Annotated in this window: 21 protein-coding genes; 10 read left to right on the plus strand and 11 right to left on the minus strand. The window is 64.9% G+C overall.

What is annotated here, in order from left to right:
- Positions 1-21: 21 nt before the first annotated feature.
- The 7 genes from AB4Z16_RS20435 to AB4Z16_RS20465 all read right to left on the minus strand — a co-directional run bounded on the left by AB4Z16_RS20435 (position 22) and on the right by AB4Z16_RS20465 (position 8,562).
- Entirely contained in the window at positions 22-1,113 is a 1,092-nt protein-coding gene (locus AB4Z16_RS20435; RefSeq protein WP_441513186.1) for an ABC transporter ATP-binding protein, read from the minus strand.
- Positions 1,101-2,807 carry an ABC transporter permease gene (locus AB4Z16_RS20440; protein ID WP_441513187.1) on the minus strand — a complete coding sequence of 569 codons (1,707 nt, stop codon included), beginning with the start codon at positions 2,805-2,807 and terminating at the stop codon, positions 1,101-1,103. The genes AB4Z16_RS20435 and AB4Z16_RS20440 overlap by 13 nt, the downstream gene beginning before the upstream one ends.
- Positions 2,808-2,822: 15 nt before the next feature.
- Positions 2,823-3,818: an ABC transporter substrate-binding protein gene (locus tag AB4Z16_RS20445; protein ID WP_441513188.1), complete on the minus strand. Its 996-nt coding sequence runs from the start codon at positions 3,816-3,818 to the stop codon at positions 2,823-2,825.
- 113 nt (positions 3,819-3,931) lie between these two features.
- On the minus strand, positions 3,932-5,164 hold the full coding sequence (locus tag AB4Z16_RS20450; protein ID WP_441513189.1) for a dihydrolipoamide acetyltransferase family protein: 1,233 nt from the start codon (positions 5,162-5,164) through the stop codon (positions 3,932-3,934).
- Complete coding sequence (locus AB4Z16_RS20455; RefSeq protein ID WP_441513510.1) at positions 5,164-6,186, minus strand: alpha-ketoacid dehydrogenase subunit beta; 1,023 nt, start codon at positions 6,184-6,186, stop codon at positions 5,164-5,166. Before AB4Z16_RS20455 ends, AB4Z16_RS20450 begins: the two co-directional genes overlap by 1 nt.
- Positions 6,176-7,204, minus strand: a complete 1,029-nt coding sequence (locus AB4Z16_RS20460; RefSeq protein WP_441513190.1) for a thiamine pyrophosphate-dependent dehydrogenase E1 component subunit alpha — start codon at positions 7,202-7,204, stop codon at positions 6,176-6,178. Before AB4Z16_RS20460 ends, AB4Z16_RS20455 begins: the two co-directional genes overlap by 11 nt.
- The gene (locus AB4Z16_RS20465; RefSeq protein ID WP_441513191.1) at positions 7,201-8,562 is read right to left on the minus strand and encodes an NAD(P)H-dependent oxidoreductase; all 1,362 of its coding nucleotides are present in this window, start codon (positions 8,560-8,562) and stop codon (positions 7,201-7,203) included. The genes AB4Z16_RS20460 and AB4Z16_RS20465 overlap by 4 nt, the downstream gene beginning before the upstream one ends.
- Positions 8,563-8,678: 116 nt before the next feature.
- Here AB4Z16_RS20465 and AB4Z16_RS20470 point away from each other — a divergent pair, with 116 nt between their 5' ends.
- Both AB4Z16_RS20470 and AB4Z16_RS20475 read left to right on the plus strand, forming a co-directional pair.
- A complete protein-coding gene (locus AB4Z16_RS20470) occupies positions 8,679-9,725 on the plus strand; it encodes a sugar-binding transcriptional regulator (RefSeq protein WP_441513192.1) in 1,047 nt (348 codons plus the stop codon).
- Positions 9,707-10,102, plus strand: a complete 396-nt coding sequence (locus tag AB4Z16_RS20475; protein WP_441513193.1) for a hypothetical protein — start codon at positions 9,707-9,709, stop codon at positions 10,100-10,102. The genes AB4Z16_RS20470 and AB4Z16_RS20475 overlap by 19 nt, the downstream gene beginning before the upstream one ends.
- A gap of 203 nt (positions 10,103-10,305) precedes the next feature.
- On the opposite strand, the gene AB4Z16_RS20480 is transcribed toward AB4Z16_RS20475, so the two are convergent.
- On the minus strand, positions 10,306-11,160 hold the full coding sequence (locus tag AB4Z16_RS20480; RefSeq protein ID WP_441513194.1) for a LysR family transcriptional regulator: 855 nt from the start codon (positions 11,158-11,160) through the stop codon (positions 10,306-10,308).
- Positions 11,161-11,415: 255 nt separating this feature from the next.
- On the opposite strand from AB4Z16_RS20480, the gene speB reads away from it, so the two are divergent.
- The 6 genes from speB (at position 11,416) to AB4Z16_RS20510 (ending at position 17,300) form a co-directional block, all read left to right on the plus strand.
- Positions 11,416-12,471 (plus strand): agmatinase, encoded by a 1,056-nt coding sequence (speB, locus tag AB4Z16_RS20485; protein ID WP_441513195.1) that lies wholly within the window; start codon positions 11,416-11,418, stop codon positions 12,469-12,471.
- A 32-nt stretch (positions 12,472-12,503) separates the two neighbouring features.
- Entirely contained in the window at positions 12,504-13,649 is a 1,146-nt protein-coding gene (locus AB4Z16_RS20490) for an ABC transporter substrate-binding protein (protein WP_441513196.1), read from the plus strand.
- A 122-nt stretch (positions 13,650-13,771) separates the two neighbouring features.
- Positions 13,772-14,599, plus strand: coding sequence for an ABC transporter permease (locus AB4Z16_RS20495; RefSeq protein WP_441513197.1), 828 nt, complete (start codon positions 13,772-13,774; stop codon positions 14,597-14,599).
- Complete coding sequence (locus AB4Z16_RS20500; protein WP_441513198.1) at positions 14,596-15,426, plus strand: ABC transporter permease; 831 nt, start codon at positions 14,596-14,598, stop codon at positions 15,424-15,426. Before AB4Z16_RS20495 ends, AB4Z16_RS20500 begins: the two co-directional genes overlap by 4 nt.
- Positions 15,426-16,502, plus strand: a complete 1,077-nt coding sequence (locus AB4Z16_RS20505) for an ABC transporter ATP-binding protein (protein ID WP_441513199.1) — start codon at positions 15,426-15,428, stop codon at positions 16,500-16,502. Before AB4Z16_RS20500 ends, AB4Z16_RS20505 begins: the two co-directional genes overlap by 1 nt.
- 27 nt (positions 16,503-16,529) lie before the next feature.
- The gene (locus AB4Z16_RS20510) at positions 16,530-17,300 is read left to right on the plus strand and encodes a creatininase (protein ID WP_441513200.1); all 771 of its coding nucleotides are present in this window, start codon (positions 16,530-16,532) and stop codon (positions 17,298-17,300) included.
- A 133-nt stretch (positions 17,301-17,433) separates the two neighbouring features.
- On the opposite strand, the gene AB4Z16_RS20515 is transcribed toward AB4Z16_RS20510, so the two are convergent.
- Both AB4Z16_RS20515 and AB4Z16_RS20520 read right to left on the minus strand, forming a co-directional pair.
- Positions 17,434-17,718 (minus strand): ABC transporter permease, encoded by a 285-nt coding sequence (locus AB4Z16_RS20515; RefSeq protein WP_441513201.1) that lies wholly within the window; start codon positions 17,716-17,718, stop codon positions 17,434-17,436.
- Positions 17,719-17,981: 263 nt separating this feature from the next.
- On the minus strand, positions 17,982-18,449 hold the full coding sequence (locus AB4Z16_RS20520; RefSeq protein WP_441513202.1) for an Lrp/AsnC family transcriptional regulator: 468 nt from the start codon (positions 18,447-18,449) through the stop codon (positions 17,982-17,984).
- A 126-nt stretch (positions 18,450-18,575) separates the two neighbouring features.
- On the opposite strand from AB4Z16_RS20520, the gene AB4Z16_RS20525 reads away from it, so the two are divergent.
- Positions 18,576-20,048 carry an NAD-dependent succinate-semialdehyde dehydrogenase gene (locus AB4Z16_RS20525; protein WP_441513203.1) on the plus strand — a complete coding sequence of 491 codons (1,473 nt, stop codon included), beginning with the start codon at positions 18,576-18,578 and terminating at the stop codon, positions 20,046-20,048.
- 16 nt (positions 20,049-20,064) lie between these two features.
- A complete protein-coding gene (locus AB4Z16_RS20530; protein ID WP_441513204.1) occupies positions 20,065-21,471 on the plus strand; it encodes an aminotransferase in 1,407 nt (468 codons plus the stop codon).
- 92 nt (positions 21,472-21,563) lie between these two features.
- Here AB4Z16_RS20530 and AB4Z16_RS20535 read toward each other — a convergent pair whose 3' ends face one another.
- Positions 21,564-22,154, minus strand: a complete 591-nt coding sequence (locus AB4Z16_RS20535) for an amino acid synthesis family protein (RefSeq protein ID WP_441513205.1) — start codon at positions 22,152-22,154, stop codon at positions 21,564-21,566.
- Positions 22,155-22,229: the final 75 nt, after the last annotated feature.

Consider the following 22,229-nt stretch of genomic DNA (forward strand, 5'->3'; position numbering starts at 1 on the left):
GCAGATCTCATACGGCCGATGTCATGCGGCCTTGTCCGTGACGCCGTGCTCCGGAATCACCCAGCCATCATTGATGGCGATGCGGATCGCCTCGCCTGCCTGGGCGGGGGCCGGCTCGGCGGCGTCGAGATGCAGGATGACACCTTCGTTCGCGGCCGGCCGTGCCTCGAGCCGAAAGTACCCGCCCTGATAGGACAGCCGCTCGACATCGGCGGAAAGGCCGCTGTCTCCTGCGGGCGCGATGCCGATGTCGCGTGCACGCAGGCAGAGCTTCGCCCGTTCGGTGACGGTCTGGTCGGGCCGGCAGCGCACTACCGCCTCCACGCCAAGCACGCTGACCTTGCAGCGGCCGGCCTGCGGCGCGGAGAGAACCGCCGCGGGCAGGACCATGCCCTCGCCGATGAAGCCGGCGACGAGGGCGTTCGCGGGTTCCCGGTAAAGCAAGGAAGGCGTAGCGAGCTGGAGCAGCCGGCCACGGTCCATCACGGCGATACGGTCGGCCAGCGCCATCGCCTCGGCCTGGTCGTGGGTGATGTAGACCATGGTCGTTCCCGTGCGCTCGTGGAAGCGGGCGAATTCGTCCTCCATCGAAGCACGCAAATGCACGTCGAGATTGGCCAGCGGCTCGTCGAGCAGCACCAGCGAGGGCTCGGTCACGAGGCATCGGGCGAGCGCGACGCGCTGGCGCTGGCCGCCGGAGAGCATGCCGGGGCGGCGCTCGGCGAAGCCGTTCAGGCCGACGAGGTCGAGCGCTGAAGCGACGCGACGCGCCCGCTCGGGATCGCGCACGCCGGCGACGGTGAGTCCATAGGCGACGTTCTCCGCCACCGTCATATGCGGCCAGAGCGCATAGGACTGGAAGACGATGCCGAGTTTGCGGTGCTCGGGCGGAACATGGGATTCCGCTGACGAGACCAGCCGGTCGCCGATGCGTATTGAGCCGCCGTCGAGCTTGTCGAAACCGGCGATCTGACGCAGCAGCGTGGTCTTGCCGCAGCCAGAGGCGCCGAGCACGGCGAGGAATTCGCCGTCCGCGACATCGATCGAGACGTCGTCGAGTGCGATAAAGGAGCCGAAGCGCTTCTGCGCCCGGTCGATGGTTAGTCGCGCCACGGCAGGACTCCCTGGTGCAATCTCTGGGCGAAGAGGGTGGTTGAAGCCATCAGCCCGACGGTGACGAGCACGGTGATCGTCGCCAGCGCCGAGGCATAGGTGGAATCACCGCCCTGCTCGAACGAGAAGACCACGACGCCCAGCGTCTCGGCCCCCGACGACCAGAGCAGTGCGGAGACGGTGAGTTCGTTGAAGGCGGTCAGGAAGATCAGCAGCGCTCCGGCGACCGCGGCAGGGGCGACCAACGGAAAGATGACCGTGACGAGGCGGCGCGGCAGGCCGGCACCCGCAATCTGTGCAGCCTCCTCCAGTGTGCGATCGACCTGAAGATATCCGCTGACGACGGGTCTCAGGCCAAGCACGAGGAAGCGGGCGAGATAAGCGAAAACGATGATCCAGATCGTGTTGTAAAGCGAGATACCGAAGATCGGTCTGAGGAAGAGCAGAATGGCGGCGATTGCGAGCACGACGCCCGGCATCGCATAGGGCAACTCGGCGGCAAGGTTCAGCAGGCGCAGGGTCCGGGATTTCTTCCAGACGAGGAAATAGCCGAGCGGCACGCAGATCAGCACGATGGCGAGCGCCGCCCCGGCCGACATCAGGAAGCTGTTGACGAAGGCGCGCTTCGAGGCGGCGTGCTCGATCAGCACATAGGCATAATTGGCGAGCGTCGCCGTCGCTGCATTGAGCGGCACGCCGAAGGCCGGGATCAGCGACGTCGTCAGCAGGCCGAGGAAGGGCAGCGCCAGGACGAGGACCGCGAAGGTCCAGAGCAGGATCTCGACCGGCGCCCGCCAACGGCCGAGCTCGAAGGGCCGCGCGGCGCTGGAGGTCGTGGTGATGCGGAAATCGCGACGGCGCATCATGAAATCCTGCAGCAGGATGCCCGCCATCGCGATGGCGCCGATCAGCAGGGAGAGGATCGCGACTTCGGAGAGCACGCCAGGGCCGAGGCCGGCCAGGCGCTGATAGATCAGCGTCGGCAACACCAGGAAGTTGCCGGGGATGCCGAGGAAGGCCGGTATGCCGAAATTGCCGAGGCAGGAGACGAAGCAGAGCGCTATGCCGGCGACGAGGGGCGGCGTCATCAGCGGCAGCACGACGGTGCGCAGCACCGTGAGCGGGCCGGCGCCGGCGGCGAGCCCGGCCTCGATCAGTTCCTTCGGCAGAGCGCGAAGCCCCGCACGCAGGGTCAGAAAGACCAGCGGCGCATATTGGATGCCGAGCAGCAGTATGATGCCTTCGCGAGAATAGAGCGGGTTGCGGCTGCCGAGCGGCGGAGCCAGTCCGATCAGCTTGAGCAGCGTGCTCGACGGGCCGAAGAGCTGCAGCCAGGCGAGAGCCGTGACCTGCGGCGCGATCATCAGCGGCAGGACGAAGCAGAAGGTGAAGGCGTTGCGGGCGCGGATGTCGGTCAGCGTCGCGATCAGCGCGACCGCGCCGCCGATCAGGACCGCGAGCACGGTGCCTGCTATCGCCGTGACGAGGCTGTTCCAGGTCGCAGTCCAGGTCGCCGGGCTGGCGAGCACCTTGCCGAGCGCGGTCGTCGAGAGCTGGCCGCCAGGGGCGAAACCCTCGACGACCAGTCGCCCGATCGGTAGCAGCGACAGTACGGCGACGAGACCGACGAGACCCCAGAGAAGGCCCGCCTCCTCGACGCGCGTACGAAGCGTCGCGGTATCAGCGAGGGACATGCGCACCCAGCCGGCTCAGTTGCCGAACATGGTGGCGAAGCGGGCCTTGTCGGCCTCCGTCGCCTTGACCACGGCCGGGATGTCCGAAGCCATCACGTTGATCTTGGTGCCCTCCGGCAGCCAAGACGGCGAGCCGACGCTGGGCTTGGCCGGAATGTAGCCCATGGCGAGCGCCAGCTTCTGGCCGTCATCGGAGAGGATGAAGTCGACGAAGGCCTTGGCGGCAGCCACGTTCTTGGTCGTCTTCACGATGGCGACGGGCTCGGTTACGGCGGGCGCGCCCTCCTTCGGGAAAACGAAGTCGATCGGCGAACCCTGCTTCTTGGCGTTGTAGGCCATGAAATCGACCAGCACGCCATAGGCCTTCTCGCCGGTGGCGACCGAGCGCAGCACCGCGCCATTGCCGCGCACCGCCACGGCCTCGTTGGCCCTCAGCCCCTCGAACAGCTTCCAGCCGAGATCGGGACGCGCCGTCATCGTCGACAGCATGATCGCCGCAGCGCCCGAATAGAGCGGGCTCGGCATCGAGATCTGTCCCTTGTAGCCCGGCTTGTCGAGATCGGCCCAGGAAGCCGGTTTCTCCTTCGCGGCGGTATTGTAGGCGATCCCGGTCGTAATCAGCTTGGAGCCGAAATAGCTCTTGTCCTTGTCAAAGGACCCTTCCAGCAGGCCTTCGGTCTTCGCGCCGGGATAGGCGAGAAGCTGGTTCTGTGCCTTCAGGATTTCCATGCTCGCCGCGTCCGCGATCAGCAACACGTCCGCGCCGGGCTGGCCGGCGGAAATCTCGGCCGCAAGCTTGCCCATCACCTCGGTCGTGCCGGAGCGGAAGATGTCGATCTCGACATTGGGGTAGGCCTTCTTGAAGGCTGCGGTGGTCTGGGCGGCATCCTTCTCGGGCTGTGAGGTATAGAGTACCAGCTTGCCCGAGGGCGCCTGGGCGAAGGCCGGGGCAGCCGCGAGCAGGGTGCCGAAGGCGGCGGCGATCAGGAACCTGCGTTTCGTCGGGGTCATCGTTTTGTCTCCTCCGTTATTTGCCGCCGACCTTTACGCTTGTCGCGTCGGTCGATCTCGATCATCGATGGTCTATGGCCGGCGCCCGTTGAGGTGCCGACGGTGACGTTCAATCACAAAATGACTTCGGGGTTCTCCACCGCCTCCCGCAGGTCGGCCATGAAGCGGGCGGCTGCCACCCCGTCCACGATGCGGTGATCCGAGGAAAGGGTGAAGTTCGCCATCGGCCTGAGCACGATCTGCCCATCGCGCCCGACCGGCTTGTCGAGCGTGCGCCCGATTGCGAGGATCGCCCCCTGCGGCGGGTTGATGATCGCCGTGAAGCTGTCGACGCCATACATGCCAAGATTGGAAATGGTGAAGGTGCCGCCCCCGAGCTCTGCCGGCGTCAGCGTGCGCTTCGCCATGCCGTCGCGCAGCCTGGCGAACTCGCGAGCCATGGCAGGCATGTCCATGCCGGCGGCATCGCGCAACACAGGGACGACGAGGTCGCCATCGCGTTCCATGGCGATGCCGATGTCGACGCGCTCGTGGAAGCGCGTCGCCTCGCCCTCGGCCGAGGCGTTGATGACCGGGTGGTCACGCAGGATGCGTGCGGCGATGCGCGCGATCAGCACGGTGATGCTGGGCTTGGGTGCGCCGATCCGCTCATGCCGAGCCGTGAGACGGCGCAGCAGCTCGCGCGCCGCGCTCATCTCGATCTCGGAGGTGAGATAGAAATGCGGCGCCGTGCGCATGCTCTCGGAGAGCCGGCTCGCGACGATGCGTCGGATGGCGGAGAAAGGTTGCAGGCGGCCTTCGGAAGCGCTGGCAGGCGTCGGCGCCGGGCGAGCCTCCTGCGTCTGAGTGCAGCGGGGCCGCTGCTCCAAATGACGCTTCACATCCGCTTCGCCGATGCGCCCGCGCGGCCCCGTGCCGGCCACTGTCTTGAGGTCGAGCGCATTCTGGCGGGCGATGCGGCGGGCGAGGGGCGTCGCGCGCAGGCCCGGCGCCGCGGATTGAGCCGCAGAGGCGCCTGACGCCGGGGCCGCGCCTTCAGGGTTGGAGGTGGCAGCCGCCACGGAAGCCGCAGCGGCTGCCGGCTCGGACGGCGTGGTGGCGGCCTCGCCGTCGAGGTAGATCCAGGCGACGGGCGTTCCCACCGTGATCGGCACGCCGGTCTCGAGCTTGATACCGCGGATCGCGCCGCTGGCCGGCGCCTCGACCTCCATCACGGCCTTGTTGGTGCCGATTTCGAAGATCGTGTCGCCCTGGCGGACAAGATCGCCTTCCTCGACATGCCAGGCCTCGATCGTGCCCGTCTCCATGTCCATGTCGACCTTGGGAAGGATGACCTCGACCGGCATCAGGCTTCCCCGCGACGCACGAGATTGGCTGCGGCGACGACGATGTCGTCCTCCTGCGGGACGGCGGCCTTTTCCAGCACCGGATTGTAGGGGATCGGCGCATCGGCGCCGCCCAGCCGGATGATCGGCGCGTCCAAGAAATCGAAGACCTCGCTCTCGGCGATCATCGCCGAGATCTCGGCACCGATACCCATTGTCTTCACGCCCTCGTAGACCACCACGAGGCGATGCGTCTTGCGCACGCTCTCGGCAATGGTCGTGAAGTCGATCGGGCGGATCGAGCGCAGGTCGATCACCTCCGCCGAGATGCCATCGGCCGCGAGACGCTCGGCCGCGGCCTCCGCCTTGCGGGCCATGATCGAGGAGCCGACGATGGTGACGTCCGTGCCCTCGCGGCGGATCGCCGCCTGGCCGATCGGCACGCGATAGGCCTCGGCCGGGACATGGCCCTTGGTCTTGTAGAGCAGCTTGTGCTCGAAGATCAGCACCGGGTTGGGGTCGTCGATCGCTGCGAGCAGCATGCCCTTGGCGTCATGCGGGGTGCTTGGCTGCAGGACCTTGAGACCCGGCACATGCGCGAACCAGGCTTCCAGGCTCTGGCTGTGCTGCGCGGCGGCGCCGGTGCCCGAGCCGCCGGGGAGGCGCACCACCATCGGGACGCTCGCCTTCCCGCCGAACATGAAGCGGATCTTGGCCGCCTGGTTGACGAGTTGCTCCATGGCAAGCGTAACGAAATCCGAGAACTGGATCTCCAGCACCGGCCGCATACCGGTGATCGCCGCGCCGACGGCGGCTCCGGCAATACCGAGTTCGCTGATCGGGGTGTCGATCACGCGCTCCTTGCCGAAGCGGTGGACGAGATCGCCGGAGACGCCGAAGGCGCCGCCATAGATTCCGACGTCCTCGCCGAAGAGGAAGACGCGTTCGTCGGCCTCCATCGCCTGACCAAGCGCCTCGCGCACGGCCTCGGCATAGGACAGCTCGCGGATCTCGCTCACGGCTTCGAGCGTGTCAGAGGGCATAGACGTCACGGGTCAGGTCTTTCGGATCGGGGTCCGGGCAGGCGCGGGCGAATTCGACGGCAGCGTCGATGTCGCTCTGGGCATCCTCCTCCAGCTTCATCAGTGTCGTAGCGTCGAACCGGTCATGCGCCTTGAGCTCGTCCTCCAGGCGCCGGATCGGGTCCTGCGCCCGCCACTCCTCGATCTCCTCCTTGGTCCGGTAGAGATTGCGGTCGCTCTTGGAATGGCCGCGCCAGCGATAGGTCTTGCACTCGATCAGCGAAGGGCCTTCGCCGGCGCGGGCCCGCGCAATCGCTTCGCGCGCCACCGCCGCGACGCCGGCGAGATCGTTTCCGTCGAGGCTGTGGCCCGGCATGGCATAGGCGGCGGCACGATCGGCGACATTCGCCACCGCCATGGCGCGCGAGATGTCCATCGACATGCCGTATTTGTTGTTCTCGCAGACGAAGACGACCGGCAGCTTCCAGATCGAAGCCATGTTGAGTGCTTCGTGGAAGGCGCCCTCGTTCGAGGCGCCGTCGCCGAAGAAGACCATGCAGACGCGGCCGTTCTTCTGGGCCTTGATGCTCATGCCGACGCCGACCGCGATCGGCAGGCCGCCGCCGACGATGCCGTTGGCGCCGAGATTGCCGCCCTCGACATCGGCGATGTGCATCGAGCCGCCGCGGCCCTTGCAGTAGCCGGTCTCCTTGCCGAAGAACTCGGCGAACATCAGCTTGGGCTCGGCGCCGCGCGCGATGCAGTGGCCATGGCCGCGATGGGTCGAGAGGATGTAATCGTGCGCTTCGAGCGGCAGCGTCGTGCCGACAGCGCTCGCCTCCTGGCCGATCGACAGGTGCATCGTGCCGTGGATCAGGCCGCGCATATAGCTCGCCTCGGCCGCCTCCTCGAACTTGCGGATCAGGTGCATCCGGGTCAGCGCGCGGGCCACCGTCCCGTCGTCGAGCGCGGCGAGTTCGGGCCGCTGGTTGGGCCTCGGCGCGGCGCTCGCCATCTCGTCCGTCTTGCGTGCGCTCATGCCTGGGCTCCGGAGGTTAGCGCGGCGATCATCGCGTCCTGAGCGCGGCGCACCTCCACGATCTTCAAGCGCTCGTCGGGGGTGGCGTCGGCGAGCGTGATCAATTCGCCCTTGGCGACGGCCCGCGTCATGGTCGCGCCCTGCGCGAGGCCGATCGGCAGGGCCTTGCGGGCCTGCGCGTCGGCGCGGGAGAGGGCGAAGCCGCGATAGCCGTATTCGCCGATGGCATCGAGCGTCTCGCCGGCCGCGAGATCGCGCTTGGCGATGCAGCCGACCTCGGAGGTCGGCACCGGCAGCGGGCGCATATGACTCTGGTTGAAAATGACGGCGGCGGCGGCCGAGAGGGGCACTTCCAGGCTCGTCAGGTGATAGGGCCGGAAGAAGGAGTAGTAAGGGCCGGGGCCCAGATGCAGGTCGCTCATCCGCTCGCGGACGCGGGGATGGCGCATCTCGGCGACGGCGAAGACGCCGGGCGCGACGCCCTTGGCCACGGAGAAATCGACCACGCCCTTGTGCGAGAGCAGGCCGCCTTCCTCCTTCGGGCAGAAATAGTTCTGCAATTCGTCCTTCGGCGCGGCCGGGCCGTGCATGCCGGGGATGTCGGGGATGAAGCCGCAGGCGTTGGCGATGGCGACCATCTCGACCATCGTTTTCGAGCCATCGACGAATTCGACGAGCATGCGTGGGTTCATGTTCCGGCGCGTGGCTTCCTCGACATAGTCGGCCGGCACGGCGTCGATGCGGAAGGGGTTGTTCTTGCCCTTGCCGGCGGCGACGACGGGATAACCCATGGCGCGCACGAAATTGATCAGTTCCATCGCGGCGGCGGGCTCGTCGCCGGCGCCGAGCGTATAGACCACGCCGGCCTTGGCAGCTTCGACCGCGAGATAGGAGCCGATGGTGATGTCGGCCTCGACATTCATCATCACGATATGCTTGCGCGCGGCGATCGCGGTCAGCGCGACGCGCGAGCCGGCCTCGGGATTGCCGGTGGCGTCGATGATGACGTCGACATGGGGCGAACGGCAGATCAGGTCGAGCGAGGTCGTGGCGGCGATGCGGCCCTTGCGTCTGCTGGCATCGAGCCCGGCCTCGTCGGTGACGTTATCGACTTCGCCCTTGCGCCCGGCCAGTGCGGCCGCCTCCGCGACGCGATCGGGCGCGATGTCGGCGACGGCGGCGATCTCGATGCCGGTCATCTGGGAGATCTGGACGACGATGTCTGTTCCCATTTGGCCGGCGCCGATCAAGCCGACACGAACGCGCTTGCCGGAGGCCTCCCGCAAGTCGAGGGCCTCGGCCAAAGACAGGCCGGCTATGGGCGCGCCTGGAGGCAGTTGCGTCAGAAGCGCAGCCATCGTTTCGGAATCTCCCTAAGGACATATGTTCTTTGCTTGGAACAAAAGATCGTATCTTTTGTTCTGTCAATAGCCCATATGTGCAGGCCTATTGCGTTTCGCATTGCGATGCTGCGATGTTGGCAACGAGTGCGGGGCAGCTTGGCGACGAAACGGTGGAAGACACATTCGATTCTGGACATTTCCCGCGTGAGGAGTCGGTTGCGGATGCGAAAGTTCGTGCGGCCTGGCTCTATTATGTCGAGGGGCTGACGCAGGAGCAGATCGCAGACCTTCTCGGCCTCAGCCGGATCAAGGTGGTCCGCATGCTGGCCGCGGCGCGCAGCGAAGGCCTGGTTAAGATCAGGATCGAGGCGCGCTCGGCCCGGCAGGTCGGGTTGGAGCGCGGGCTGGTCACCACCTTCGGACTGCAGGAGGCGGTGGTCGTGCCGACGGCGCGCGATCCGGCCAACATCTCGGCGCTGGTCGGCCATGCCGCGGGCGTTTGGCTTTCGGACCGGCTGCAAGACAACATGTCGCTTGCGGTCGGCTGGGGGCAGACGCTGCACCAGGCGCTACGCGGCATCCAGCCGCGACAGATCGAGGCGATGTCGGTCGTGTCGCTCCTCGGAGGACTGACCCATTCGCGCAGCATCAATCCGTCCGCCGTGGCGCGCCGCGTCGCCGACATGTTCGGAGCGGATTGCTTTCAGCTCACGGCGCCGGTCTTCGTTTCAAACCCCGAGCTACGGGAGGCGCTCTGGCGCGAGCCGACGCTACGGGATCTGATCGATCGGGCGCGTGCGGCGGACCTCGCGTTGATCAGCGTCGGCGATCTCGCCCCGGATTCGACGCTGTTCCGCGAAGCGATCCTGCCTCGTGCCGATCTGGTCTCGCTGAAGAAGGCGGGTGCCGTCGGCGACCTCGTCTGCCATTTCGTCGATGCCGAAGGGCAATTGGTCGATCACCCCGTCAACCAGCGCGTGATGGCGATCAGCCCTGCGGACCTGCGGGGTATCGGGCTGGTCGCGATCGCCGCCGGCGGCGCGCATAAGGAGGGAGCGATCCGCGCAGCCCTGCGTGCGAGCGGCGCCAAGGTCCTGATTACGGATGAAGGCGCCGCCGAAGGCCTGCTGGCCGGAAACGCCGAAGCACGACAGAGTGAATGGCGCGCACGCGCATAGAAGAGATTCGGGAGGGTTCGATGGTCAGCAATTTAGGGCAATTCGCACAAAACTCGCTTCAGTTCCGCCCTTCAGACGTTCGCCTCATGCTGGAGCGCGTGCATTCTCATGTCGTCAAGCCGCGCATGTCGGCTGAGGAACTGCTCGAAGTCGTCCAAAGATTGGGCTTCGCAACGGTCGAGGCCTTCGGGGACAAGATCGGCCTTGAGCCGCGAACCTCTGAGAGCTGGGCTCGCTACGGCCTTTCGCGCGATGCTGCACAATTGCTGTTGGCTCTCTTGAATTATCGCCAGCGTCTGCTCGCAGCGATGGACGACTTCGAGAAAACCACGCAAATCCCGCTGGACGGCTTCTTCGAAGACCAGCAGCTGCCCTAAACGCGAGCAGTGCCGATGCCTGCGGGCGAGAGCCTGCTGAGCGCACTGACTTCCGCCCTAAACAATTGAGTGGTGCTGATAATACCTGCTGCTGAGGCGCGCCGCCCGCTCCGATTGGGAACCCACCCAGTTAGCAGCTGTCGTTGCGGACTACTTCGCCATGGTATCGCCCGCACCCGGCGCTTATCGGCTCCCGCGTCTCTTCAAAACTTCCTGAGGCGACTGTTCCGGGCGATGAAATCGGCGAGGTAGGAAGCCTCGCTGGACGCGGCGGAGTGAGCATAGAGCCCGACATCGATATAGGGAGACCGGGGAAAGGAGCCCGAACCATCCAAGATGCGACAGTCGCTTGGCACCGTCGCGGCGATCATCGGTCCGATGCCAATTCCGACACGCACGGCGGTGATCATGGCGACCAATGTCGACGCTTCGCAGACGACGCTCCATCTGCGCTTGAGGCTCGCAAGGGCAGCCATCGTCGGCGCGCGCCACGGGCAGGATTCCGCGAACATGATGATCGGCAAGGGCGCGTCGGTCGATAGAACCAGGTCTGAGCGCGCAATCCAGTGCAGTTCCTCGTTCCAGACCAAAATCGGCTTGCGAGCAATCTGAGAGACGTCGCAGATCGTCACATCGAGCTTGTCGGCCTCGAACAGCGAGGCGAGGCGGCGGTTGGGCTCCACGATGATATCGATGTCGATTCTCGGATTCTGATCGCGGAATGCCTTGAGGATCTGGATCAGACGCGTCGCCGCGAAATCCTCGACGACGCCGAGCCTGACCCGTCCTTCGATCTCGTCCCCCTGAAATCGCCGCCGTACCTCCTCGTTCAGGGCAATCATCTCGCGCGCGTAGGTCGCGAAAAGCTGGCCGTCTGCGGTCAGCGTCAAGCCGCGCGAGGAGCGCTCGAACAATTCCTTGCCGACCAGGTCCTCCAGCTTGCGAATCTGCATGCTGACGGCAGCCTGGGTGCGATTCAGGGTGTTCGCCGCGCCATTCACCGTGCCGATTTCGGCGGCAGTCAAAAAGGCGCGCAGGAGGTAGGGGTCGAGATTCATCGTTCACATATCATTATATTGCGGGCGCGCAGAGTCGCCCAAAGTTCCCTTGTTTCTCATATGATTACAAGATCTGGAGTGCCAGGCGCGTTCGCGTGCCTTCCGGCTCGGCATTCAGTTTTCCTTATGCCCTCTCCAGTCTTTTGAGGCTATCCGGGACGGAGCCGGGGTGCCACCGTCCAGGCCAGATAATGCGTCGCTTCTCGAGGGCCGATACCCGGAAGGCGACGAAGCCCGGATGGTGAAGCGACAATCATGCCATTTGATATTCTCGACCTGGAAGACTTGCGCGCGCGCTATGGCAGCGCCGGCGGCGGAGAGATGTTCGATCCGCATTTCCGGGACGTCGCGCGGCAGATCTTTCGCGATTCCGACGGCCGCAAATGGCCGTTTGCCGATCCTGCCACGCTGCTGGATGGGCCCTTCATCGCTAATGGCCTGACCCCGAAAATTCTGGAAACCCTCGATGTTGCCCTGATCGGGGTTCCAATGGATCTCGGCGTGACCAATCGCAATGGCGCCCGCTTCGGGCCGCGAGCCGTCGGGGCGATCGATCGGGTCGGCCCCTACGAACATATCTTGCGGCTGGCGCCGATGGGCACGCTCGCCGTTGCCGATGTCGGCGACGTGCCGATGAGAAGCCGCTTCGATCTGGCGGAATGCCATGCCGATATCGAAGCCTGCTACCGCATGGTGTCCGGGACGCGGGCCGTCCCGCTTTCGGTTGGCGGTGACCATTCGATGACCGGCTCGATCCTCAAGGCATTGGGCGCAGGGCGTCCGGTCGGAATGATCCAGATCGACGCGCATTGCGACACCGCCGGTCCCTATGAGGGCTCGAAGTTCCACCATGGCGGCCCGTTTCGCGAGGCCGTTCTGGCGGGCGCCCTGGACCCACGCCGGACGGTGCAGATCGGAATTCGCGGCGGCGCGGAATATCTTTGGGAGTTTTCCTACGCCTCGGGCATGACCGTCATCCACGCCGAGGAACTCGTCGAACAGGGCATTCCAGCCGTGATCGCGAAGGCCCGCGAGGTCGTCGGCGATGGCCCCACCTACATCACCTTCGACGTGGACAGCCTCGATCCGGCATTTGCGCCGGGGACCGGCACGCCGGAGGTGGGCGGCCTCCTGCCGCGAGAGGCCTTGCAGTTGCTGCGCGGATTCGCCGGCCTCGATATCATCGGCGCGGATGTCGTCGAGGTCGCTCCCCAATACGATCCGACCAGCAATACCGCGCAGATTGCCGCGCAGGTTCTGTTCGAGCTCCTATGCCTCATAGCACTGAAGAACGGTGAAAAACCGCAATAATAACCAGCAATCGATCAGAGGGGATTACAATAATGGATAAATTCGAAGGTCGCGGCTTCTTCAGCCGTCACGTTTCGCGCCGCTCTTTCATCAAGGCGGGTGCAGCAATCGGTCTGGGTACATCTGTCGGCGCATCGCTGCGGCCGGCCCTGGCCGCGGATGATCAGGTTCTGAGCCTGCTGAGCTGGCCTGGGCACGCGGGCCCGGAGGTCGTCGGCGAGTTCGAGAAGAAGTACAACGTCAAAGTCCAGGCCAAGGAATATACCGGCGGCGAGGAGATGCTGGCGCTGCTGCAATCGTCACCCCCGGGCACTTTCGACGTCGTCCTGACCGACGCCGAATACGTCACCATGCTCGCTCAGGCCGGAAAGATCGACGCGCTCGATCCGGCCCAATATCCGCTGAACGATTTCTGGCCGCAGTTCCAGAAATTCCCGACCCATTGGAAGGACGGCAAGCTCTACTCGCTGATGAACAGCTTCGGCTATCTCGGGCTGGTGTACAACAACACGAAGATCTCGGCCGAAGAAGCCAAATCCTACAAGATTCTCTGGGACAAGAAAGTCGCCAAGAAAGTCGGCATGTACGATTGGTATCTGCCCAATATGTCGTGCCTCAGCATGTATAATGGCAACAAGCCGCCCTCAGACCTCAATAAGGCGCAGTTCGAAAAGCTCAGCCAGACCTTGCTGTCGCTGTCGCCGCAGATGTCCGGCATCGGCCCGTGGTCGTCTGTCTTCTCCTCGCTGACCAATGGCGAGGCCTGGGTCATGCCGGGCGTCGGCGCCTGGGCAGCCATTCTCCTGCAGAAGAACGGCGTGCCCATTACCGCCACCATTCCCGACGAGGGGGCGGTGCAATGGACGGAGTCGCTTTCGATCGTCTCTTCGTCGCGGAAGAAGGATCTCGCGGTCAAGTTCCTGCAGTACCGCGCCTCGCCCGAGGGGCAGGTGAAGACGGCGACGAAATCGTCCTATGTCGCGTCGATGCCCAACAAGGCCGCCTGGGAACTGCTCAACAAGACGGACCCGAAGATGGCCGATCTGCTGGAGCATCGCCTCGATACGCGCAACGTCATGACGGAAATCACCGAGGGCAAGATCCAGATTCGCGGTTTGCCGACGCAGCAGTCCATCGAGGAATGGACCGACGTCTGGACTCGATTCAAGAACGCGTGATCGTCATGGCCGGTGGCAGCTCGCTGCCACCGGCTCGCTGTCCTTCTTTACGGGAACTCAAGACAATGCCAGGCGACGCGACCCGCGAAGGCCGCGCCAGCGGTGGAAGGAGCCTGTTCGGAGTGGCCCTCGGCGCTCCGATGCTGGTCTGCCAGATACTGCTGTTCGTGGTGCCACTCGGCTTCCTCGTCATGATGACGTTCTGGAGCGTCCGAAACTTCGCGCTTTCACCCGATTTCACCTTCGCCAACTGGAACAAGGTGCTCTCGACCGGCTATTTCTGGGATATCTATCTGCGCACGCTGCTCTATGCGCTCCTTGCCGCAGCCATCACGAGCCTCGTGAGCTTTCCGGGGGCATTTTACCTCGCCTACCGCGCTTCGGCCGGCGTTCGCCGCATCGTCGTCTTCCTGCTGATCACACCGTATTTCACCAGCTATCTCGTGCGCATCTACTCCTGGAAGATTCTGCTCACGGATCAGGGCCTGATCAATCTCGCTCTCGGCGGGCTCGGGCTCGGCCCCTTCCGGATGTACAACAACCTGTTCGGAACGATGGTAGGCTATGTCACCCTCTGCTTTCCGCTGGTCCTGCTGATCCAGTTGATCAGCCTGTCCAATGTCGACCGGCGCCTCATCGAGGCCGCCCATAATCTGGGGTGCGGCCGCCTGCGCACGGTGTTCGCGGTCGTCATCCCCTCGGCCAAGATCGGACTTGTCCTGGCTGGGACATTTGCCTTCGTCCTCGCCTTTGGCGACTTCGTCAGTCCCACTCTTCTGGGTGGCAGCAAGCCGCCGGTCCTGAGCATCCTCATGGTCGACACGGTGCGCTCGGGCTCGGATTGGCCCCGTGCCTCCGTCATCGCCATGGTCATGGTCGTGACCCTGCTGGCGGCGGGCCTCGGCGCCCTCAAGCTCGCTTACGGAAAGCAGGGAGCGGCAGCGCGATGACCAACCGTCTGATCGGCTGGGCGCTGCTCGGCTACGTCGTGCTCATGATCGCCTTCATTCTGGCGCCGATCGTCTCGAGCTTCGTTTTCTCCTTCAATGCAGGGCGCTTTCCGAGCCTGCCCTGGCAGGGGTTCAGCACGGATTGGTATGTCGCGGTTCTGACCGAGCCGGCCATCCGGTCGGGGCTCGCCAACAGCCTGATCGTGGCCGTGTGTTCGGCCGCGATCGCGACCGTCCTCGGCTTCACCGCTGCCTATACCGACTATCGCTACAATTTCACGGGTAAGGCGGTCTATGTGGCGCTGGCGATGCTGCCGCCAAACGTCCCGGTGATGATCCTCGGCCTCGCCATGCTGGTCTACCAGAGCCAGCTTTCCCTCGCGGGCGCCCTGCATTCGGTGATCATCGCCCATGTGATCTATTGTGCGCCCTTCGCCATGGCGCTGATCCGCCTGCGCCTGTCGCAGATGGATCCCGATCTGGAGGCGGCCGCCTGGAATCTAGGGGCTGGCCAGACACAGGCGCTACGGCATGTCATCCTCCCCTTTGCGCTACCGTCGATCCTGGCCGCCTTCTTTCTGACGATGGCCGTTTCTTTCGACGAGTTCGCGATGGCCTGGTTCGTCTCCGGCTTCAACGAGACGCTGCCGGTGCGGATTCTGGTCCTGCTGCAGCGGGAGGTCAGCCCGCGGGTCAACGCGATCGGCAGCATCGTCTTCTTCGTGACCATCCTCCTGGCGCTTGTGGCGCTGGCCTTGTTCTCCTGGCGCCGGACCGGCGACCGTCCTGAGCGCCCCCCGATTTCTTCGAACAAAAGCGACGCGTGATGAACTCGCCCCTGCTCGTTCTCGATAAGGTTGAAAAGGACTATGGCGGTTTCACTGCGGTGAAATCGATCGATCTGGTCGTCGAATCCGGCGAGTTCATCGCCATCATGGGTCCCAGCGGCTGCGGCAAGACCACGACGCTCCGCATGATCGCCGGGCTCGAAGTGCCGACGGCCGGCGAGATCCGGCTGCGCGACAAGGTGTTGAACCATGTCGACCCCTGGCAGCGCCAAACCCCGCTGGTCTGGCAGAGCCTGGCCCTCTTTCCCTTCCTCAACGTTCGTCAGAACGTCGAATTCGGCCTGAAGATGCGCGGCGTCGATGCCTCGGCCCGGCGCGCAAAGGCCGATGGCTGGCTCGAACGCCTCGGTCTCGGAGCCTTCGCGACGCGCCCGGTCACGCAATTGTCCGGTGGTCAGCGCCAGCGTGTCGCCTTGGCCCGCTCGCTCGTCCTGGAACCTGAACTACTGCTCCTGGACGAGCCGCTGAGCGCGCTCGATGCCCATCTCGTCGTGAAGATGCAGGCCGAATTGATCCAGCTGCAGAAACAGCTCGGCATCACCTTCTGCTATGTCACCCACAGCCAGTCGGAAGCCTTCGCCATGGCAGACCGGGTGGTGATCATGAACGGCGGAACGATCCAGCAGGTCGGCGCTCCCCGGGAGATTTTCCGCAAGCCTGCGAACCGCTTCGTGGCGGAGTTCATCGGCACCAACAACATCATCGCCGGCAAGGTTCGCTCCGATGGCGGTGGCTCGATGATCGAGTCGGGCTTCGGCATCCTGCAGCTTCCGCGCAGCAGCGATCTAGCACCGGGGCGCAAGGTCGAATTGGTGATCGGCGCCGATTTCCTGACGCTGTCGCGCGAGCGTCCCGATCTGCCGAACCTCGTGCCGGTGCGCGTCCTCGGCGAGCAGTTTGTCGGCTCGGTCGTGGTGGTTCATCTCGACGCCGGCGACGAGCGCAGCCTTCGGGCCCAATTGCCCTTGCACCAGTTCGAGCAGCTTGCGCCGGCGCATGGCGAGGCACTGTTCGCCGGTTGGCAGCCGGGCAATGCCTATGTCCTCGAAACCTGATCGTCCGAGAGAATACGGGGAAATGACGTGACCAGCTTCCGAATGACCGAAATGACGTGGCTCGAATACCGCGATGCGATCGCGCGCGGCGCCACCCTGCTGGTTCCGGTCGGCGCGACCGAGCAGCACGGCCCGCATCTGCCCCTTTCGGTCGACGTCATCCTGCCCACGGCAGTGTGCGAAGGCGTAGCTGAGGGCGGCGGCTATCTCGTCGCGCCGCCGCTGGCTTACGGCTACAAATCCATGCCGCGCTCCGGCGGAGGGCAGCACTTTCCGGGCACGACGAGCCTCGATGCGGCGAGCCTGATCGCGCAGGTCAAGGACATCTCGCGCGAATTCGTGCGGCATGGCGTGCGCAACATCGCGTTCATCGTCGGCCACACCGAGAATCTCTGGCATGTCAGTGAAGGATGCGATCTCGCCTACCGCGAGAACGCACACCTCGCCGATGGCCTTCGCATTCTCAATGTCGGCTACTGGCAGTTCCTGCCCGCGGAAACCGCGACTGCCATCTTCGGCACGACGCAGATCGACTGGGACCTTGAGCACGCCGGCATCATGGAGACTTCCATGATGCTGCATCTGCGGCCCGACCTCGTCCATATGGAGCGCCTGGTCGAACATGCGCCGTCCCGCGTGCCGGGTTACGAGCTTTGGCCGCACGACATCGAAGCCGTTCCATCGGATGGCGTGCTCAACACCGCGACCGCGGCGACCGCGGACAAAGGCAAGCAATTCCTCGATGCCTATGTTTCCAGCCTGACACAGGCATTGAAGCAGGCGTTCGATCGAACTTAGAGCCGTATGGTTTGGAGTTTGAGCGCCAGAGCGCTCTCCGGTGGTCGCGTACCCGCTCGGTTCTACCATGCGGGTTCGCCCAGCGGCACGCCGGATGACTCAGCTTCGAGCTTTTTGACCGCCTGCGCGATGGTCAGACAGCAGGCTGGAAATAGAATTCCAAGACGCTCATCGGCTCAAGATAGCGGAAGTCCAAGGCCTGGTCGAAAGCCGTGCCCAGCATCTCCTTGACGCCGACGATCGCCAGATAGGGCGTCGTCTTGAACAGCGCGATCATGTAGCTGGCGCAGGTGCGACGACGACCTTCAGCATCTGCGGCGTCAGCACGAGCAGCTTGGTCTGCCAGCGACATAGCTGAAGTATTCTCGATCGCGATATTGCGTCGGAGCACGCTCTCTATTTGCTCCTGGTAACGCACGATATTCGGCGCCAGGAACGCGACAGATAGTTATACCCGCCCCTTATCAGATGGCATTCCATCAGCCCGTCGACGTCTCGAATGCCGGCCTCGAACTTGGTGATGTCGTCGATCCCGTGGTGACCCGGTGTCACTTCGTGAACACGGTCACGCTGCTCGTTAGTTTCGCGAGGTCGAGCCTTGCTCCATAGCCCTGATATACCCCAGGATGTTGATGTCGATCCGATCGAGCTTGTGATGCCCAGCCATGTGCTGCCTTGAGCTTACGGATCGAAGGGGAGGGCGAAACTCGCCTTCACCCGGTCCATCACCACCAGAGTTTTGAAGCCCTTGATGTCGGGGTTTTCATAGAAGAACCGGCGAGTGAAGCGCTCGTAGTCCTCCATGTCCCGCGCCGTGACATGCAGCACGAAATCCGCATCGCCGGTGACATAGAAGCCGATCATCACCTCCCTGGTCGCCCGGATCGAGGCCTTGAAGCGGTCGACGATGTCGGCCCGCTCGCGCTCCAACGTCACCAGCACCAGCATCGAGAGCGGCCGCCCGACGGCGCGCGGCGAGACGATGGCGACATCGGCCTCGATCACGCCTTCATCGCGCAGGCGCTTGAGGCGGCGCTGGCAGGCGGTCGCGGAGAGACCGACGCGCTCGCCGAGTTCGGCTGTCGTCAGCCGGTTGTTCTGCTGGACCGCATCCAGAAGTCTGCGATCCAGGCTGTCGAGTTCGATCATTCTGAAAACCTGCGTTGTTTCGTCGATCTAAGCCGAAAATCATCGTGAAAGCGCGTGCTTCGACGGCATGGGACGCATTCTCTGCACTAGCGTCCTCGCCACTCAATCATCGAAGCGGAGGATGTGATGCAGGGTTTATCCGCGAAAGCGCTGAAAGAGCTGAAGCGTTCCGACCTGCTGGAGAGCCGGGCCTTCGTCGATGGCAGCTGGCGCGCGGCGGACGAGCAGATCCCGGTCGTCGATCCCGCGACGCAGGAAACCATCGCGACCATTGCTTCGCTGCCGCTGGAAGCCGTTGATGAGGCAGTGGCTGCAGCCGTCGCTGCTCAGAAGCTCTGGCGCGAGACCCTGCCTGTCGAGCGCGGCCGCTTGCTGCGCGACTGGGCGGCGGCGATGCGGCGCAATGTCGACGATCTCGCCGTGATCATGACCGCCGAGCAGGGCAAGCCGCTGGCGGAATCCCATGGCGAGATCGCCTATGCCGCGGCCTTCCTCGATTGGTTCGCGGCCGAAGGCGAGCGCAGCTATGGCGAGACCATCCCGAGCCATCTGCCGGGCAGCCGACTCTCGGTGCAGATGCAGCCGATCGGGGTTGCCGCCGCGGTTACGCCGTGGAACTTTCCGAGCGCGATGATCACCCGCAAGGCCGGCGCGGCGCTGGCCGCCGGCTGTGCGATGGTGGTGAAGCCCGCTCCCGAAACGCCGCTCTCGGCGCTGGCGCTGGCGAAGCTCGCCGAGGAGGTCGGCTTCGGCATCTTCCAGGTGCTCACCGGCGATGCCGCGCCGATGGCGCATCGCCTGCTGGCGCATGCCGAGATCCGCGCCTTCTCCTTCACCGGCTCGACGGAGATTGGCCGCCTCCTGCTCGGCCATGCCGCACAGACAGTCAAACGCACTTCGCTGGAGCTCGGCGGCCACGCGCCCTTCATCGTCTTCGACGACGCGCCGCTGGACAAGGCGGTCATCGGCGGCATCGCGGCGAAGTTCGCGACCTCGGGGCAGGACTGCCTCGCTGCCAACCGCATCTATGTCCAGCGCGGCGCCTATGAGCGCTTCGTCGCGGCTTATGCGGAGGCCACTGCCCGCCTCAAAGTCGGGCACGGTCTGGAGGAGGGCGTCGATATCGGCCCGATGACGCGCCCCTCCGTCGCCGCGAAATGCCGCGAGCAGGTCGCGCAGGCGATCGCCGCTGGTGCCCGGCTGGTCGCGGGCGGGCAGGACAGCCCGCTCGGCGGAAATTTCGTCCAGCCTGCGGTGCTGGCCGACGTCACCGACGACATGCTCATCGCCCGCGAGGAGACCTTCGGCCCGGTCGCCGCGATCCTGCCCTTCGATACCGAGGAGGAGGTCGTCGCCCGCGCCAATGCAACCGAGATGGGGCTCGCCGCCTATCTCTACACCGAGGATCTGCGCCGGGCGATGCGTCTCACCGACCAGCTCGAATACGGCATGGTCGCGGTCAACACGCCGAAATTCACCGGCGCGCCGATCCCCTTCGGCGGCTGGAAGCAGTCCGGCCTCGGCCGCGAGGGCTCGCGCCACGGCCTCAGCGAATATCTCGAAGCGAAATATGTCTGCTTCGGCAATCTGGCAGCGTAATCAAGGAGATGAGACAATGACGATCGACGTCGCGGCGATCGGCGCGCTGGATCGCGCCAGCACCCTGCACCCCTTCACCCAGCTCAAGGACTTCGCCACCGGCAAGCTGGGCGAGCCCACCATCGTCGAGACCGGCAAGGGTATCCGCATCCAGGACGCGACCGGCCGCAGCTATATCGACGGCTTCGCCGGGCTCTACTGCGTCAATATCGGCTATGGCCGCACCGAGGTTGCCGAGGCGATCTCCCGGCAGGCCTATCGGCTGGCCTATTACCATTCCTACGCCGCCCACACGACCGACGAACTCGCCATCCTATCCGATCGCCTTGTGAAGATGGCGCCGGGCAGGATGAGCAAGGTCTTCTACGGGATGTCGGGCTCCGACGCCAACGAGACCCAGGCCAAGCTCGTCTGGTACTACAACAACCTGCGCGGCCAGCCGCGGAAGAAGAAGATCATCTCGCGCCTGCGCGGCTATCATGGCTGCTCGGTCGTCTCCGGTTCGATGACCGGGATGAGCTTCTATCACGACCATATGGATCTGCCGTTCTCCGGTATCCTCCACACCGGCGCGCCGCACCACTACTGGGGTGCGCAGCAAGGTGAGACCGAGACCGAGTTCTCGAAGCGCCTTGCCGTCGAGCTTGAAGAGCTGATCCTGCGCGAGGGGCCGGAGACTGTCGGCGCCTTCATTGGCGAGCCGGTGCTCGGCACGGGCGGCATCACCCCGCCACCGGAAGGCTACTGGACCGCGATCCAGGCGGTTCTGCGCAAATACGACGTGCTGCTGATCGCAGACGAGGTCGTCACCGGCTTCGGCCGCATCGGCGCGCCCTTCGGCTCGCATCTCTACGGCATCGAGCCGGACCTGATCACCGTCGCCAAGGGTTTGACCTCGGCCTATTTCCCGCTCTCCGCCGCGATCGTCGGCGAGAAGGTCTATAAAGTGATGGAGGAGGGCGCGGACCGGGTCGGCGCCTTCTCGCATGGCTACACCTATTCCGGCCATCCCATCGGCGCGGCAGCGGCGAATGCGGTGCTCGACATTGTCGAGACGGAGGATCTGGCGGGCAAGGCGCGCGATGTCGGCGGCTATTTCCAGGAGCGGCTGAAGGCGGTCTTCGCGCAGCTCCCGATCGTCGGCGAGGTCCGCGGCGTCGGCATGCTCGGTGCGCTGGAATTCGTCGCCAACCGCGAGTCCAAGACGCGCTTCGATCCCGCCCTCAAGGTCGGCGCCCGCATTTCCAAGGCGGCGCGCGATCGCGGGCTGATCGCCAGGGCGATGCCCCATGGCGAGATCCTCGGCTTCGCGCCGCCGCTGGTCACGACCACCGACGAGATCGACGAGATCGTCGCCATCGCCGAGAAGGCGGTGCGGCAGGTGATGGGCGAACTCGCCCGCGACAAGGTCGCGCTCGCCTGAGATGGCGCTCCCAAGCGGCTCAGGCCATGAAAAAAGGGCCCGCCGATCAGGCGGGCCCTGCGGGGCTGGGAGAGTCGTCCGGCCCAGCGGCGTCAGGCGTTCACCAGTTCCCGCTTCATCTCTTCCATGTCCTGGAAGCGATCGGCGAGGCGGGGATGGGCGCGGCTGTTGTCGGCGGCGCCGATCGCGACCAGCACCTCGTCGGCGGCCGGAGCATCCGGAATCAGGAACTGGGCGGTGAGGAAGTGGGAGCGCTTGCCGGTCTCGGTCTTGTGGATCATCGGCAGCGAGAGCAGCGCGCCCGGCGCGTTGCGGGTGTTGGTGAAGCTCAGATAGGCCGTGCCCTTCACCGCATCGCGGAACATGTTGCCGAAGCGCAGCGTGTGGATCAGCGCCGAGGCGTGCTCGATCTCGCCATTGGTGCCGACGGCGGCAGCCTTGCCATAGGCCTCGACGTGCTCGGCCGGCATCACGGCGACGAGGCGTTTCGTCAGCTCCTCGCCGAGCCGGGGCGCGATGCGCAGGATCTCCGGGCGCAAATTCTCGACGAATCCCTTGCCCGCCCAGGGGTTGTGCAGCACGGCGGCCACGACGACGAAGCGCACCGGCTTGTCGGCGGCCTTGCCGCCCTCGATGAAGGTTTCCTCGACAAAGGTCGAGATCTTGCGAAGGCCGTAATCCATGGCGTGTCCACCTGTTGCGATCGTGAATGGATGGGAGCAGCCTAGCCAGGCCGTTCCCGTATCGTCTTCCATCGG

It is taken from the genome of Allobosea sp. TAF32, from assembly GCF_052113585.1.
Classification (GTDB): domain Bacteria; phylum Pseudomonadota; class Alphaproteobacteria; order Rhizobiales; family Beijerinckiaceae; genus Allobosea.

Bases quoted from the DNA above. Each gene is read 5' to 3' on its own strand.
- speB (WP_441513195.1), top strand. From the start codon at position 11,416: ATGCCATTTGATATTCTCGACCTGGAAGACTTGCGCGCGCGCTATGGC.
- AB4Z16_RS20480 (WP_441513194.1), bottom strand. From the start codon at position 11,160: ATGAATCTCGACCCCTACCTCCTGCGCGCCTTTTTGACTGCCGCCGAA.
- AB4Z16_RS20460 (WP_441513190.1), bottom strand. From the start codon at position 7,204: ATGAGCGCACGCAAGACGGACGAGATGGCGAGCGCCGCGCCGAGGCCC.
- AB4Z16_RS20525 (WP_441513203.1), top strand. From the start codon at position 18,576: ATGCAGGGTTTATCCGCGAAAGCGCTGAAAGAGCTGAAGCGTTCCGAC.
- AB4Z16_RS20530 (WP_441513204.1), top strand. From the start codon at position 20,065: ATGACGATCGACGTCGCGGCGATCGGCGCGCTGGATCGCGCCAGCACC.
- AB4Z16_RS20455 (WP_441513510.1), bottom strand. From the start codon at position 6,186: ATGCCCTCTGACACGCTCGAAGCCGTGAGCGAGATCCGCGAGCTGTCC.
- AB4Z16_RS20470 (WP_441513192.1), top strand. From the start codon at position 8,679: ATGTTGGCAACGAGTGCGGGGCAGCTTGGCGACGAAACGGTGGAAGAC.
- AB4Z16_RS20450 (WP_441513189.1), bottom strand. From the start codon at position 5,164: ATGCCGGTCGAGGTCATCCTTCCCAAGGTCGACATGGACATGGAGACG.
- AB4Z16_RS20475 (WP_441513193.1), top strand. From the start codon at position 9,707: ATGGCGCGCACGCGCATAGAAGAGATTCGGGAGGGTTCGATGGTCAGC.
- AB4Z16_RS20490 (WP_441513196.1), top strand. From the start codon at position 12,504: ATGGATAAATTCGAAGGTCGCGGCTTCTTCAGCCGTCACGTTTCGCGC.
- AB4Z16_RS20500 (WP_441513198.1), top strand. From the start codon at position 14,596: ATGACCAACCGTCTGATCGGCTGGGCGCTGCTCGGCTACGTCGTGCTC.
- AB4Z16_RS20465 (WP_441513191.1), bottom strand. From the start codon at position 8,562: ATGGCTGCGCTTCTGACGCAACTGCCTCCAGGCGCGCCCATAGCCGGC.
- AB4Z16_RS20440 (WP_441513187.1), bottom strand. From the start codon at position 2,807: ATGTCCCTCGCTGATACCGCGACGCTTCGTACGCGCGTCGAGGAGGCG.
- AB4Z16_RS20445 (WP_441513188.1), bottom strand. From the start codon at position 3,818: ATGACCCCGACGAAACGCAGGTTCCTGATCGCCGCCGCCTTCGGCACC.
- AB4Z16_RS20535 (WP_441513205.1), bottom strand. From the start codon at position 22,154: ATGGATTACGGCCTTCGCAAGATCTCGACCTTTGTCGAGGAAACCTTC.
- AB4Z16_RS20505 (WP_441513199.1), top strand. From the start codon at position 15,426: ATGAACTCGCCCCTGCTCGTTCTCGATAAGGTTGAAAAGGACTATGGC.
- AB4Z16_RS20520 (WP_441513202.1), bottom strand. From the start codon at position 18,449: ATGATCGAACTCGACAGCCTGGATCGCAGACTTCTGGATGCGGTCCAG.